Origin of the sequence: Lewinella sp. IMCC34191 (assembly GCF_003390935.1) — a bacterium.
Lineage (GTDB): Bacteria > Bacteroidota > Bacteroidia > Chitinophagales > Saprospiraceae > Neolewinella.
Window position 1 is genome coordinate 212,355 of sequence record NZ_QNQZ01000008.1, and the last position, 14,676, is coordinate 227,030.

General features: G+C 57.9%; 13 protein-coding genes. 5 read left to right on the forward strand and 8 right to left on the reverse strand.

Features of this window, described 5'->3' with window-relative positions; all coding sequences use genetic code 11:
- Window positions 1–8: 8 nt before the first annotated feature.
- The 4 genes from DRW39_RS15990 to odhB all read right to left on the reverse strand — a co-directional run bounded on the left by DRW39_RS15990 (window position 9) and on the right by odhB (window position 7,734).
- Window positions 9–491 (reverse strand): cytidine deaminase, encoded by a 483-nt coding sequence (locus DRW39_RS15990; RefSeq protein WP_116108068.1) that lies wholly within the window; start codon window positions 489–491, stop codon window positions 9–11.
- Between the two features lie 208 nt (window positions 492–699).
- Complete coding sequence (locus tag DRW39_RS15995) at window positions 700–3,072, reverse strand: amino acid permease (protein ID WP_116108069.1); 2,373 nt, start codon at window positions 3,070–3,072, stop codon at window positions 700–702.
- Window positions 3,073–3,075: 3 nt separating this feature from the next.
- Entirely contained in the window at window positions 3,076–6,318 is a 3,243-nt protein-coding gene (locus DRW39_RS22660) for a DUF2723 domain-containing protein (protein ID WP_232830167.1), read from the reverse strand.
- A 129-nt stretch (window positions 6,319–6,447) separates the two neighbouring features.
- On the reverse strand, window positions 6,448–7,734 hold the full coding sequence (gene odhB / locus DRW39_RS16005) for a 2-oxoglutarate dehydrogenase complex dihydrolipoyllysine-residue succinyltransferase (RefSeq protein WP_116108070.1): 1,287 nt from the start codon (window positions 7,732–7,734) through the stop codon (window positions 6,448–6,450).
- A 185-nt stretch (window positions 7,735–7,919) separates the two neighbouring features.
- On the opposite strand from odhB, the gene DRW39_RS16010 reads away from it, so the two are divergent.
- Window positions 7,920–8,621, forward strand: coding sequence for a spermidine synthase (locus DRW39_RS16010; protein WP_116108071.1), 702 nt, complete (start codon window positions 7,920–7,922; stop codon window positions 8,619–8,621).
- Window positions 8,618–8,977: a hypothetical protein gene (locus DRW39_RS16015; protein ID WP_116108072.1), complete on the forward strand. Its 360-nt coding sequence runs from the start codon at window positions 8,618–8,620 to the stop codon at window positions 8,975–8,977. Before DRW39_RS16010 ends, DRW39_RS16015 begins: the two co-directional genes overlap by 4 nt.
- 160 nt (window positions 8,978–9,137) lie before the next feature.
- Here DRW39_RS16015 and DRW39_RS16020 read toward each other — a convergent pair whose 3' ends face one another.
- The gene (locus DRW39_RS16020) at window positions 9,138–9,611 is read right to left on the reverse strand and encodes an SRPBCC family protein (RefSeq protein ID WP_116108073.1); all 474 of its coding nucleotides are present in this window, start codon (window positions 9,609–9,611) and stop codon (window positions 9,138–9,140) included.
- Between the two features lie 251 nt (window positions 9,612–9,862).
- Here DRW39_RS16020 and DRW39_RS16025 point away from each other — a divergent pair, with 251 nt between their 5' ends.
- The 3 genes from DRW39_RS16025 (at window position 9,863) to DRW39_RS16035 (ending at window position 11,461) form a co-directional block, all read left to right on the forward strand.
- Window positions 9,863–10,231: a TraR/DksA family transcriptional regulator gene (locus DRW39_RS16025; RefSeq protein WP_116108074.1), complete on the forward strand. Its 369-nt coding sequence runs from the start codon at window positions 9,863–9,865 to the stop codon at window positions 10,229–10,231.
- A gap of 88 nt (window positions 10,232–10,319) precedes the next feature.
- A complete protein-coding gene (locus DRW39_RS16030; RefSeq protein WP_116108075.1) occupies window positions 10,320–10,928 on the forward strand; it encodes a lipoprotein signal peptidase in 609 nt (202 codons plus the stop codon).
- 86 nt (window positions 10,929–11,014) lie between these two features.
- Complete coding sequence (locus DRW39_RS16035) at window positions 11,015–11,461, forward strand: hypothetical protein (protein WP_157976163.1); 447 nt, start codon at window positions 11,015–11,017, stop codon at window positions 11,459–11,461.
- A gap of 9 nt (window positions 11,462–11,470) precedes the next feature.
- Here DRW39_RS16035 and DRW39_RS16040 read toward each other — a convergent pair whose 3' ends face one another.
- The 3 genes from DRW39_RS16040 to DRW39_RS16050 all read right to left on the reverse strand — a co-directional run bounded on the left by DRW39_RS16040 (window position 11,471) and on the right by DRW39_RS16050 (window position 14,664).
- The gene (locus tag DRW39_RS16040) at window positions 11,471–12,712 is read right to left on the reverse strand and encodes a DUF481 domain-containing protein (protein WP_157976164.1); all 1,242 of its coding nucleotides are present in this window, start codon (window positions 12,710–12,712) and stop codon (window positions 11,471–11,473) included.
- Between the two features lie 72 nt (window positions 12,713–12,784).
- Window positions 12,785–14,125 (reverse strand): cryptochrome/photolyase family protein, encoded by a 1,341-nt coding sequence (locus tag DRW39_RS16045; RefSeq protein WP_116108078.1) that lies wholly within the window; start codon window positions 14,123–14,125, stop codon window positions 12,785–12,787.
- A 203-nt stretch (window positions 14,126–14,328) separates the two neighbouring features.
- Window positions 14,329–14,664 carry a phosphoribosylpyrophosphate synthetase gene (locus tag DRW39_RS16050; protein WP_198664913.1) on the reverse strand — a complete coding sequence of 112 codons (336 nt, stop codon included), beginning with the start codon at window positions 14,662–14,664 and terminating at the stop codon, window positions 14,329–14,331.
- Between the last annotated feature and the right edge of the window lie 12 nt (window positions 14,665–14,676).

Consider the following 14,676-nt stretch of genomic DNA (forward strand, 5'->3'; position numbering starts at 1 on the left):
AGGGAGAGCTACAGTAATTCGCCACTGAATCCGAAGGGAAGCAAGTCGCCGGCCCGGTCGAATACATACACCGGTCCGGTCTCTCCCCGCATGATCAGCCGCATGCTATGACCGAAACGCCCTTCGTGCTCGCTCAGTATCTGGCGGCAGGAGCCACACGGGCTAGCGGGCGTCGATAGCGTCTGAGCGGGTGCCTTCACGGTGATGGCCATCGCTTCCACCGGCATGCCGGGGCGCAGAGCAGCGGCGGCGGCCATGGCGTTGGGCTCCGCGCAGATGCACATGGGATAGGCGGCGTTCTCGGTATTGGCGGCGGCCACGACAGTCCCATCCTGTAGGCGAGCGGCGGCGGCCACCTTAAAACGCGAGTAGGGCGAATAGCTGTTGGGCAGGGCGGCCGTAGCGGCGGCGAGTAGCTCCTGGTCGGTTTCCGGCAGCTGTTCGGGATCGGCTACTTCCGTGTACCGAATGGTGTGGCTTTTCTCAGGCATGGTCGAATCAATGGGGTCTAAACATCGGATGTGTCAGTCCTGACAAATTTGCAGGCATCGGATGTAAGTCGCTTCGGTGAGTGGGTAGAATCGGTGATTTGGGACAGAACTGGGCTAAGATGAGGAATGTTGTCGGACCATCGGACCTGACACATCCGATGTCTGTTATTTTGGCGGACCTGACACATCCGATGTGTCAGCAGCCGGTTTATCGGATTTGGACGGCTTCCGCGGCGTTGACAAAGAGCACGTTTCCGATGTCGTCGTAGCCGGCGAACAGTTCCCCTTTCATTCGCTTCAGTGCTTCGTCCCGGAAGCCCATGATGACCAGGTCCGCTTCTCCCGAGCGGCTGGCGATCACCCCCCGAACGTCCGTATTGTCCCGGCGGCAGAGCACTTCGATGTTGTTGCGGCTGATGGGAAGCTTTCCGGTCTCTATGAGGTCAAACATGCGCTGTTCTTCCTCGATCAATTTGGATTCCTCGAAGAGGGCGAACAGCTTTATTTCCGCATCCTTCCAATCGGAATGCCCGGTCATGACGTAGGCGAGCAGAATCATGAGGTTGGAACTCTCCAGGTGCGCCCGGGTGATCCAGACGTGGATCGTGCGCTTGAGCCCGAAGCCGCGCTCGGACAATCCCAGGATGCCGATGTTGAAGTCGACCGACTTGATCAACTTGAAGTTGTCGATGATGTCGCCGAGTCCCTCCCCGCCACGCTTGGAATATTCGAGTAGCAGCAGGTTATTTTCGGTGCCGGCAATCCCCGGGAACTGGATGATCTGCGCAATGGCCGACGTATAGGATGGGGAGACGATCGTATCTACGTAGATCCGGCTCTCCGTGGCTTCCGCCATCCGGATGATCCGCTCCTTTGTGTGGCTGGCCGCTTCCGAAGTATCGTGACTGAGGTAGCCGTTGATGTAGTGCAGGTAGGTTCCGAATCCGTATTTCTGTGAGAGCCACCGGAGCAGGTCGAAAGCCCCCAGACGGGTGAAGGTGGCGTCGCTAACGGCAATGACGCTGGGCCGCCAGCTTTTCTTCTCCTCCTTCTCGGCCTTCTGCAGGAAGATTTGAATGCGTCTGCTGATCTGAAAGATCACGCCCTGGAAGATGAGCGCCAGACTCCTTTTATCCGGGTTGCTGTAGGAGATGTAGACGTAAAGCAGCCCAATCAGTACCACCGCCGCCGCGGCGTATGTGGAGTTCATGATGAAGATCAGTCCGAAACAGGCGATAGCCCCAAAGAGACTTACGTACCACTTCGAACGGAACGTTGGGCGATAACTGGGGTCGGCCGCAAAGTGGTTTAGGAAGCTGATGAGGCAGAGGGAACCGTAAGTCACCATGAAGAACATGGAGATAATTTCCGCCACGCTGTCCAGGGCACCCAGCATGATGAAGAAGGCGGCCAGGATGACGGTCACCAGGCTGGAATTGTAGGGCTCGTTGCTCGGTCCGCGTCCACGGGCAAGAAAGGCGTTGATGCCGGGAGCGGGAAAGAGCTTATCCGCCGCGATCGCCTGTAGCGTACGCGGTGCAACCAGGATGGAACCCAGAGCCGAGGAAATGGTGGCGGCGGCCAGTCCCAGTGGAATGATCCACCAACCCTGCCAGGCGATATCGGCCATGATCAGGTTGCTGGTATCAGCCAGGGCTTCGGGAGGCGCGGAGGCGGACAGCTTCCAGGCCATAAACAAGTAGACCACCATGCCCCCGAGGGTAGCCGCCAGGGTACCCCGTGGGATCGACCGCCCCGGATCGCGGAGGTCGCCCGACAGGCCAACCCCCGCCGTCATGCCGGTGAAGGCCGGAAAGATGATGGCGAAAACGGTGAAGAAGCTCAGGGCGGGAATGTCCGGTTCCGGTTCGGCGGGCGCTGCCGGACTGATCTCTGCGGACCCTCCCGGATAGTAGACCGTATCCGGATCGGCATCTCCCTCGGCTTCCGTGATGAGTTCCTGCAGGGCTTCGTCGGTCACTTCGGCGTCAGCGGAATAGCTGTTGAAGAACTCTACGGAATTCTCCCGGCCATAGTCCGTCGTTCCGGCAAAAAAGGCCATCAGGGCAAGACCCAGCGTAGCCACCACCAGATAAAGAATCTTTACGCCTAGATCCGCTCCCTTGGTCAGGATAAGCAAGGTCAGCAACAGCAGGGCGGGTACACCGATCGTTTGCGGGAAATCCAGCAGGTAGCCGACCCAGGGCAGCAGCACGTACGTCTCCCGGAGCCAGCTCACCAGCGGCCGGAATGCCTCGGTGAAGGCCATGATGTAAAAGGCCACGGAAATAGCCTGGGATAGATAGAGGGCTATCCCGATGGTACCGCCGATGACCAGCCCGAAGCTGCGGGAAATAATATAGTATTCGCCACCGCCTTCCACCTTCTGATTGGTAGCGATCTCCGCAATCGCCATCGCGGTTGGGATAGTGACGGCGTGACCGATCAGGATGATAGCGATCGTACCGGCCAGGCCCACCATGCCCACGGCAAAGCCGAAGCGCAGGAACATGATGGCCCCCAGGATCGTCGAGATCGCGGTAAAAAATACCGGGGCGGTGCCGAATTTCTGCTTATCCATGGATTAGCCCGGGGTGGGCGGCTCCACGAGGAAGTTGTAATTCGACAGGATGTCCTGGACTTGCTGCCGTAACTGCTCGTTATCGATGTCCTGTATCTGCGTCAATAACTGCTGGGCGATGTACTGTCCGCGACGCTCCTCAAAGGCAAAACTCTGCGCCACGATCTGCGGGTCCAGGCTCTGAAAGTAATCCAGTCGGTCGGCGGTGTTCTCCGCCAGCTGAATGACCACGTCACTTACCCGGTCTACATTGCCGGTCTGGAAGTAGGGGGCCAACATCGTAAAGGCTTCGAAGAAGAACGGGAAATTCATATTCGGGAAGGAGCGGAAGTATTGGTCTCCGATCTCCAGTGCCCGCTCCACGTCACCACGTTCAATCAATTCGTTCATGGTCCGCAACATGATCTGCTGCATGGACTGAATCGCAGGGCCGTAGCTGGTATTAACGTGGGTGTCCACGTTGTCGAAGTTGCCCCACGTCCACGTATTCATGATGAGGTCGTAGTTCTTGTCGACGTCTACCGTACCGGCACCGATGTTCGGCGGGTACATACCATTGGGCGGGCTCGATACGCGGGTAGCGGTAAGCTGTAGCGCCAGACCTTCCAGCTGCATGTAGTCCTGGAGGCCCAGGAACTTGGATGGCTGACAGGTGACGGCAAAGTAGATCGGCCGCTTGTAGAAATTCATATTGATGATGTCCATGATGGCCACCACGTCCTTCTGGATAGATCCGCCCGGAATTTGCAAGGGTATGTTTTGCACCACGGGCTGTCCGGCGGGCGTCAGCCACGGCGCCTGGGCCAGGCGACCCGGATCCACGCGAATGCTCACGTTACAGGTACTGTAGGTCGTCTCGATGATGCGCCCACTCTGGGTAGCCAGATTTTTGTCGGTCGCGATCTCATTCATGAATTCCTCCAGGCTCACCGGCGCACCGGTATTGCAGGCGGCTTCGGGACGCTGTGGATTGTAGTACTGTATCTGGTTGCGCAGGCGGCCGCGCATCTTATCCTCGGTGAGTTGCAGATCGATGACCGGGCTGTCGTTCATCTGGTATCGCAGCAGATCGATGTACCAGTCTACGGCGATCAAACTCAGGTTCACCACGCGCACGTCGGTCCGGATGCCCTCCACCTCCTGGGCGTACCACAGGGGGTAGGTGTCGTTGTCGCCGTAGGTGAAGATGATGGCGTTCTCGTCCACCGACTCCAGGAAGTTATGGGCGTAGTCCCGCGCCGCGGTGTGCTCCGAGCGGTCATGGTCGTCCCAGTTTTGCGTCACCATCAGGATCGGGGCCACCAACACCAGGGCCGAGCAACCGATGGCTACGCCCGTGCCCCGCGCCCGGAAGCGGCCCTTGAGGAACTCGTAGATGGCCGGCACGGCCATGCCCATCCACATACAGAAAGTGAAGAACGACCCCACGAGAACGTAGTCCCGCTCCCGCGGCTCGTTCGGTGGCTGGTTGGTGTAGATGATGATGCCCAGGCCCGTGATCACGAACAGCGCCAGCAGGGTCAGGAACTCCTCTCCCCGCTTGGTGGAGTGCCACAGCAGGCCCAGCAGACCGAAGATAAAGGGCAGCAGGAAGTAAGTGTTGCGCGCCGGATCGTTCTTAAACTCCTCGGGTAGTTCGTCCAGATTCCCGAGCCGCATTTCGTCGAGGAATTGGATGCCCGTGATCCAGTTGCCGCGGCTTTCGTCCCAGCTGAAGTAGCCCTGCTCGCCGTTCTGGCGGCCGGAGAAGTTCCACATGAAGTAGCGCCAGTACATCCAGCCAATCTGGTAATTGAACAGGAACTTCAGGTTGTCAATAGCGTTGGGCCGCCCGTAGGGCAGCGGCTGGCTGGGGTCCAGGCCCATCCAGCGCTTGTACAGATCGGGCCGCCCCTGGCTGCCGTCGGCCATACGGGGGAAGAACATCTGCTTGCCGGGCTCGTACTCCGGCGTGATCTTATAGTTGGTGTAGACGTACTCGCCGTTCACCAGGCCGTAGCGGTCGTCCAGGTCGGTGGCGATCATGTCGGCGTCGAAGTTGGGACCGTACAGCAGGCTGCGTTCGCCGTACTGCTCGCGGTTGAGGTAGGGCAGCAGGCTGGTGACGTTGTCCGGGTTGTTCATGTTGACCGGCGTCTTGGCTTCGGCCCGGATGACCACCACGGCGATGACACTGTAGGCGATCAGGATGGTGGCGATGCCCATGGCGGCGAGCTGCACGCCCTGGTCCTGGTGCTTATGGGCGTAGCGGAAGGCCAGGTAGAGCAGGCCACCGTAGGCGATCAGGGTGGGCAGCAGGCCGATGTGCACCGGCAGGCCGCTGTTGACCAGGCCGATCTCGAACCACTGCCACACGGTCGGTACGCCGATGATGACCAGCGTCTGGATGATGCCGATCATGAGCACGCCGGAGAGGCCGGCGGCAATGAACTCCGCCCACTGGGGCAGCTTGCGGCCGCCCAGGAAGTAGGTGGCCCCGGCGATGGCGCCGATGCCCAGGATCTTGGCGGTGAAGGACAGTCCCGTGAGCAGCAGGCTGGCGGCGAAGAGGTAGCCGACGATCTTACCCACCCGGGTGAGGAACAGCTGCCCGCGCTCGCGTAGGTAGAACAGCAGGGTGATGAAGGGCAGCACCAGGATACTGAGCAGGTGAACGCCGCTCGAAAGCCCGATACAGAAGATGCTGAAGATGAGCCAGCGGTAGGCGACGTAGTCCAGCTCCCGGGGGGTGGTGTAGTAGCGGATGGCCGCCCACACCGTCATACAGGTGAAGAAGAAGGACATGGCGTAAACCTCCCCCTCCACGGCCGAAAACCAGACGGAGGTGGTGAAGGCCGCGGCGAGTCCGGCGACCAGTCCGCCACCGGCCACGGCGATGACCTGTCCGCCGCCCACTTCGGCGCGCTCGTCGCGACCGGTGAGCGAGAGCAGGCTCAGGCGGATAGTAGACCAGGCGATGAAGGTGGCGCCAAAGGCCGTACAGATGGCCGACATGCCGTTGACGAAGGCGGCGATCAGGGCCGGGTCATCGCTGAGCAGGTTACCCACGGAGGCGAAGAGCCGGCCGATAAGCAGGAAGAGGGGCGCCCCCGGGGGGTGAACGACTTCGAGTTTGTAGGCACCGAGGATGAACTCGCCCACGTCCCAGAGGCTACCCGTGCGCTCCACGCTGAGGAGCAGGACGATAGCGGTGATGGCGAAGACGATCCAGCCGGTAAGCTGGTGTAAGCGGTGTAATTTACCCATATACGGAATGGCTTAGCAACCCCACCTCGAATCGTACGAAGTGTATCGTACTAAGTCAGGATGGGCTGTTGGCGAAACGCCGCAAAGCTAAACAATATTAGGCGGGACCGGTCGGGCAGCCAACAACTCTTACAATCCGAGTAGAAGCAGCGTCGGGTCTTCCAGCAATTCCTTCACCTTCACGAGGAATGTGACCGAAGAACTACCGTCAATCACCCGGTGGTCGTAGCTCAGGGCGATGTACATCATGGGCCGGACGACCACCTCGCCGTTCACGGCAATGGGGCGCTCGATGATGTTGTGCATGCCGAGGATGGCCGACTGCGGCTTATTGATGATGGGGGTACTCATCATGCTACCGAAGACACCACCGTTGGTGATCGTGAAGGTGCCTCCCGACATTTCATCGATGCTAAGCTTATTGTCGCGCGCCTTAGCCGCTAATTCCTTCAGCTTATGCTCGATCGTAGCGAAATCCAGCGATTCGACATTGTGGATCGGCGGAACGACGAGGCCCGTCGGCGTGGAGACCGCGAAGCTGATGTCGACGAAGTCGTGGTAAGTCAGCGATTTCTCGTCCTCGGCGATATGGGCGTTCACGTCCGGCATTTCCATGAGGACCTGCGCACAGGCTTTGGCGAAGATGGACATGAAGCCTAGCTTGACACCGTACTTCTCCACGAATTTATCCTGTACCTTTTTGCGCAGGGCCATGACTTCACTGAGATCCACCTCATTGAAGGTGGTCAGCATGGCCGTATCGTTTTTGGCGCTGACCAGTCGGCTGGCGATAGTCCGGCGCATGCGGCTCATCTTTTCCGTGCGGGTGTCGCGGCTGAAGGCTTCTTTCCCGGCGGAGGAGGCCGCCGTTTTGCTGCTCGTACCGGAGACCTTTGCGGCAGCGGGGGGCGGCGCGGCGGCAGCTGGTGGGTTCTTAGCGGCCTGTTGGGCGTCTCCTTTGGTGATGCGTCCGTCGCGTCCCGTACCGTTTACGGATTTCGGGTCGACATCCGCTTCGCGGAGGATCTTGCCCGCGGCGGGGCTGGGCGTGCCGGTGGCATAGGTTTGATCACCAGCGGCGGGTTTCTTCTCCTCGGCCGGGGCCTCAGGCTTCGGGGCAGGCTCGGCGGCTGGTTGTCCGCCTTGATCCTGCGCTCCGCCGCCCGCTTCTTCTGATACGCTGGTATCGATCTTGGCTACGAGCGCACCGATTTCCAGGTCATCGCCTTCCCCGGCGACGTAGATGAGCTTCCCGGCGGCTTCGGCGGGGAATTCGAGGGTTGCCTTATCGGATTCGAATTCGCAGATCGGCTCGTCGAGTTCAACGTAATCTCCGTCTCCCTTCAGCCACTCGGAGAGTGTTACTTCGGTGACCGATTCACCGATTACGGGGACTTTCATTTCGATGATGCTCATGGGGAGAAAATATTTCGTGGGTTAACGCGACAGGCTATCTACAGTTGGGCGCCAAAGGTAAAGTTTCCCGTTCATTCTACCGCTCCGGGCAAAAGAGTGACGCAAGATCGTGAAACCTGGCGCCATGGGCCTATTCTATACAGGACAAAGCCCGGCAAGTTCCCGGAGTACGTACTTTTACGGTGATGGCGCCCCCCCGACCGATACCCCGTTTCCGCCGTTGGCTCAGCTACCTATGGGAGCAATCGCTGGAAACAACATCCTCCGAATACAACGAATACCTGGAGGTCTGCCTGGTACACGGCCGGCTGCAATTAGTGGCCGAGGAAGCGATCTACAGCTTCGGCGATTACTACCTCAACTTCAGAAAGCTGTTCGAGGTCTTTGACTACGAGCAGTTGCCGGAACACGCTTCCGTGTTGGTCCTTGGACTGGGGCTGGGTAGTATCCCGGAATTGCTCGAAAAGTACGTGGGGCTCGAATACAGTTACGTCGCCGTAGAGATCGACCCGGTCATCATCGAGCTGGCCAGTCGATACAGCCTGCCCCAACTGGAGAGCCCGGTGGAGGTCGTGCAAGCGGATGCGGTCGCCTTTCTACAACTGGACGAGCGGCAGTACGACCTGATCTGCGTGGACGTATTCCAGGACGCTACCGTGCCCGCCCATCTGGACCGATTTGACTTCGTGGAATTACTCCGCACCCGCTTGCTGCCCGGCGGGGCCCTCGTGTACAACCGGCTCGCTTCGAGTATCCCGGACCGGAACGCAGCCCGTAGCTACTACGAAGGAACCTTCGCGCCGGCCTTCACCGCCCCCTATCTCTACGATACGGGCGGCAACTATCTGCTGGTCAACGACGCCCGATTTCTTAATTTACCGTCATGAAGAGGATTTGCCCCGAATGCCAGGAAGAATACACCGGCCGTTCCGACAAACGATTCTGTTCGGCCGCCTGCCGGTCCTCCCACCACAACCGCGCCCGGGCGGAAGAGCAGGTGTTTCAGCGTACCATCAACAATATCCTGCGTCATAACCGGAATGTCCTCGCCGAACTCAATCCCGACGGGAAGGCCAGCGTGCGCCGCGACCGCCTCATAGACCGCGGATTTAAGTTCCGGTACTTCACCAACGAATACACCAGCAGTACGGGGAACCGCTATCACTTCTGCTACGATTACGGCTATAAAGTGGAGGAGGGGGAGTGGGTGCTGATCATTAAGCGGCAGGAGTATGTGGAGTAGTCGCTGGCTTCGCCAGCTTTTAGGGGGTAGGGGTAGTAGGTACTGCGTAGGGCTGAAACGTCGATGCCCGGAAGGAGTGTCATTGACGAGGGGCGGTACTTCAACCCATTTGCTATCCGCTATTCACTACCAACTACCTGCCGGATCGCCAAAATGAACCCTATCCGCCGTCTGAACCAAAAAGCTCCTTAATCGCCTTTTCTCGCGCCTGGAAGATGCCCAGTACTTGCTTGTGGACGAACAGCTTATCGGCAACCGTGCCAAGGAAGCCGAGCGGGGCCTGGTAGTGGAGGATGTCCAGCATCTCGGTGGTGTGCTGGTCGCGCATCCGGAAATGATGCTGGTGGTGCCAGAGGGCGAAAGGGCCGACGCGCTGGTCGTCGATGAAGTGGTGGTGGGGGTCGACCTTGGTGATCTCGGTGATCCAGTCGGTCGTGAAGCCCGGGAAGGGGCGGACGCGGTACTGCACGATCATGCCCTCGTACATCTCCACCCCGCGTACCGGCGACAGCAGCTCGAATTTAACTTCCGGGGGAGTGAGTTTTTCCAGGTTTTCAGGGCGGCTGAAGAAATCCCAGGTTTCGGCGAGGGAACGGGGAACGATCGTGGAAAATTCGAGTCGGCGGGGGGTCAATGCGGTGGTATTGAAGGCGGGAAGTAAGGTAGGCTAAACTTTAAATAGCGAAAATTCGCATCCGGTTTTAGGAAGTGTTACCGACGGTTCAAAAGTAAAGCAGGGGGCTTCATTTTTCTGCGGTATAATGTTTGTTAAGAATAAATTTATAACAAAGAAATACACACTTTGAACGTTAAACGGTATATTTGTGGACCAATACCTCCGTCTCTCAGGGTTGGCCGGACACTTTATTTTCAACGAATTACACTATGCAAGCAAGACCGCAAACCCGCTATAGTGACGAAGAACTAGCGGAATTCAAATCCATCATCGATAACAAACTGGCCGAAGCGCGTAAGCAGCTCCAGTTTTACCTCGATCAGCTAACGGAACAGACCAACAGCGAAGACGGTAAGGTCCGTGGCCTCGACGACGGTACCGGTACCATGGCGAACGAGGAAATGCACCGGCTCGCGAGCCGACAGAAACAACTGATCCAGCACCTGGAAAATGCGCTGCTCCGGATCGAAAACAAAGTTTACGGCATCTGCCGCGTGACGGGTGAGCTCATTAGCCGGGAACGCCTGCGTATTGTCCCGCACACCACCTTAAGCATTCACGCCAAGCAAAACCGCTAGGCCTACGATACAAGTCGATTACGTAAATTGGCAACCTTTCCGCCCCCGGCGGAGAGGTTGTCTTTTTTGGTGCCATCCCCCCACTCTTATGTCCCGCAAGGCCCTCGTCGTCGTTATCCTCCTTGCGGTGTTACTGTGCGACCAGGCCCTGAAAATCTGGGTGAAGACCCACCTGCACTACGGCGAGGAGCTGGAAATTCTTGGAATGGACCGGGTACTGATCCATTTCGTGGAAAACAACGGCATGGCCTTCGGGCTCTCCCTCGGCGGGCGAATCGGAAAACTGCTGCTCACCGGCTTTCGCATTGTAGCCGTGGTTTTGCTGGCTTACTACCTCGTTCGATTGCTAAAGGAGCAGGCATCGCGCTGGTTGCTGGCCGCCTTCGCCTGCATCGAAGCCGGAGCGGTTGGCAACATAATCGACAGTGTCTTCTACGGCGTCCTGTTTTCGGACTCCGGACCCCACGGCGGCGCTGCTACCTTCCTGCCGGCCGGAGGTGGCTACGAAAGCCTGTTTTTCGGTCGCGTGGTGGATATGTTCTACCTCCCCCTGTTCTACGGGATCTATCCCGACTGGATTCCCGGGCTGGGCGGCTCGTCCTTCCTGTTCTTCCGACCGATCTTTAACCTCGCCGACGTATCCATATCGGCTGGGGTGATCCTGCTGCTGGCGTATTACTATTTGCGGAAAGCGTAAGCCGGCCGCCGCAACTTTGTGGTCCCGGTTTGGATTCTCTTTCTTTGCGGTGCTATTCCGCTATCCGTCCACCAAAGCCTTTTCGCTTGCTTCGTTTGTCTTCCAACGCCACGCTTTTCCTGAAGCTTTTTGTTCCCGTGTTCTGGACGACGGTGTTGCTCGGCCTCACCGCCGTCATCTGGTTAGCCCCGGAGCATTATTTCGGTGGGGTACCGCTCCAGTCGCTCCGGTATGCCATGCTGCTCGTGCTGGTAGCCGGTGTAGGCACTTTTTATCTGGCCCTCTGGCCCCTCAAACGGGTGGAAACCGATGGTAACTTTCTCTACGTCAGCAATTACTTCAAGACGGCCCGGTATAATCTGATCGATGACGTGGCCCTGGTCCGGGAGAGTCGCTTCCTTTTTCTCAAGCTTTGCACCATCGAGTTGCAGGCCAAGGGGACTTTTGGCAAGCAGATGCGGTTCATCGCCTCCCGCAAATCGTTCGATACGTTCCGTAGCGAGTTTGCCGGTGCCGTACGTTTCGCGGGCTAGATCAGCCCGTCACAATCGGGTATTGATCACGTTGTTATACAGGGAGCCGAAGGTGTAACTGAAGCCGAATCGCAAATCCGCGCTGTAGTTCGTGGCCAGCTGTGCCTGTCCCAGCAGAATATCCTCAATGCTTGCCTCGCCCTTTGCCAGACTGATCTGGTCGTTGATGATGTCGTAGCTGCCACTCACGCTGAAGGAAAGTCCCTTGATCACCCGCACGTTGGCCTGGATGTCCAGGGAAAGGCGGTTCTTTTGAAAGTCATCGAGGTAATTACCGGCCGAGACGCCGGCGAATACGGAGCCCCAGCGCTGGCGCAGCCGGAGGTTGATGTCGAGACTCTGGCGGGCCAGGCTCTCCTGCGTCTTGAGGTAGACCGTGGTATCCACGTAGTTGTTGTAGACCCAGCCCACCCGGTAAGCAATGGTGAATTCCTTGAAGGGGACCTGGTTGTAATCGAAGATGTTGTATTCGATGGCAGGCGACAGCCGTGCACCCAGATTAATATTGCTGTAGGTAGAACTGCTGACGCTCGGGAAGAACCCGACCGACCAGTGGTTGCTGATGCTCCTGACGACCCGTCCGTCAATACCCTGGTCGCGGCGAATGGATATCAGGGGATCCTTATCTTTTTGATCAATGCGCTCGATGCGGTAGAAAAAGTTAGGGCTGAAGCGCAGCCGCCAGTCCGGGGTAGTGCGGTCGGCCTCAAAACGGAGGCGCAAATCGTTACGGCTTCGCTGGCTTTCGATATCGGAACTAAAGGAGGCGCTGGCCTCGAAAATCCAGCTGTTCCAGTGATCCGCATTTGCTTCTTCGACGTCTTCCGTTTCCACTTCGGACACTTCCGGGGCTTCCGCGGTGAGGTCGACCATGTCGGCGTAGTCGGTACCCGCGAGGAAGCCGGCCAGGCCGAGTTCGATGCGTTTATTGAGGTACTCGTCCCGCTCCAGTCCGGTCATGACCGCCGTTGTCGAGACTTTGAAATTGAGGCTGTTGCCGGCCAGTTCCTGCTGACCTTTGAACTGGAGGTCGTAGACCCGGCCGCCGTTCGACAGGTAATTGGTAACGATGAAAAGGTTGACCTGCGCGTTGACCGGGTCGATGGTGTGATTGACGTAATTGAGCTCCTGCTTCAGCAGGGTTCGGTTGCAATCGCACTCGGTGAAGAGGTTCAGCCGTTTTTGCCCGTAGCTCGTTGAAGTCAATAGCAGAGCGTACGCCAACAGGGCGCAAACGGGTAAAAATCTCATTGGCTGGGTAGTTAAACGGCAAAAGTATACAATAAGCGACCGCGAATTCAACCCCATGATAACCCCATTTTGCTATGATCGAGCCTCAGCCAGTGCTTCTTTGTATACGCGAAGTGCCCGATCGCGCCCAAATTTATGGGGTACGATGGGTTCCTGCGGATAGCTTTCCGTACCATACTCCGGCACCCAGCGCTTAACGTATCGATATTCTTTATCGAATTTCCGCTGCTGGCTATCAAAGTTAAAGATACGGAAGTAGGGTTGGGCATCCACGCCGCCGCCCGCCGCCCACTGCCATCCGCCGTTGTTGCTGGCCAGTTCGTAGCAGAGGAGTTTGTCCGCGAAGTACTTTTCCCCCAGCCGCCAGTCGATCAGCAGGTGCTTGGTCAAATAACTCGCCACAATCATGCGTACCCGATTGTGCATGAAGCCGGTAGCGTTTAGCTGCCGCATGCCCGCATCCACGATCGGGACGCCGGTCTTGCCCTCGCACCACAGCCGGAAGTGTTCTTCCTTATTTATCCAGGGAATATGATCGTATTCCGGCCGGTAATTCCCCTTGGCGACGTGTGGAAAGGCCTGCAGAATGTTGGAATAGAAGTCCCGCCAGATCAATTCCCCCAGCAGGGTATCGTTAGTAGTCCGCGCCAGGCGTGCCCGTTCCCGGATGCTTACGGTTCCGTGGCGAAGGTGCGGCCCCCAGCGAGTCGTTCCCGCTACCGCTGGAAAGTCCCGGTTCTGGTCATAGTGTGTAAGCAAATCCCGACCCTCCGCGGCGGGCGGCACCTCAACACCGGAGGGGGCAAAGCCCATCTCTGCAAGGGTCGGGATCGGGTAGGGCCCCTTCTCCGGCAGGAGGTGATGCAGGTACCGTTCGGTCGGGTAAGGCTTAAGGAAATAACTGATTTTCTCTTCCCCGAAGGAGACGAGGCGGCTGTCCAACGTCCGGAGCCAAGTGCGCATGTAGGGCGTATAGACCGTGTAGGGTCCTCCCGCTTTCTTCTGCACCTCATCGCTCTCAAAGATGACGTGGTCCTTATAGTCGCGAAAGGGTATTTCCCGAATAGACAGCAGGTTGGCTACCGCCCGGTCGCGCTCCAGGGCATAGGGCTCGTAGTCGCGGTTCGTGTACACGGCCTCAGGCCGAAGACTATCCCGTAGAAACTCCCACACTTCCAGCGGATATCCGTAAAAGACCCGCAAATCGCTGCCGTATTCCCGATACGCCTTCGCGAGTTCCGTGACGCTATCGTGGATGAACTCTACCCGCGCATCCTTCTTGCTCGGCAACTCATCCAGAATATTTCGATCGAAGATGAAGACCGGTAAAACGGGACCACCCCCTAGGAGGGTGTGGTACAATCCGGCATTATCGCTGATGCGAAGGTCGCGGCGGTGCCAGAATATGGTCATGGTTAGTACGGTAGTCCAGTAGGTGGTCTCCTATTGGTTTGTTAATGCAGTGGGTAGCCTGCTGGTACGTCAGTCTGCTGGATTTGGGACCGCACAATGGTCGGTTACTGGCTGAGCAAGATGGCTATCACCGTACGCTGCGCCGTCATCCCCAAAATCTAGCATGACGATCAGGCGAGCCGAATAAAAGAGGAAAGAACGAACTATACCTCATCCGGATCCTCGTACTCAACGCGGAACTTCTCGATCATCTCCTCACTGAGACTGTCCGCGTATACGCCGTAGGCGTCGACAAGAAGGCCTTTGGTGCCGTCACCGGTTTCGATGCCGTATAGGACGCTGTTGTCGCCGGCACTGCTCATGCCCTCGAAGCGGTAGGTGTGGGTGATGGTGAAGTCAGAGGGGGCGTAGGTTTTGCTATTCTGCTTGCACTCCAGGTATTCTTCCTTCTGGTTGAAATCTTTATTGTAGCCCTTCTTCTTGAGGTCTTCAATGGCGAAGGAGAGGGTATCGTAGGGGTTCTCTTGTAGGATTGGCACTGGCGTATGGTA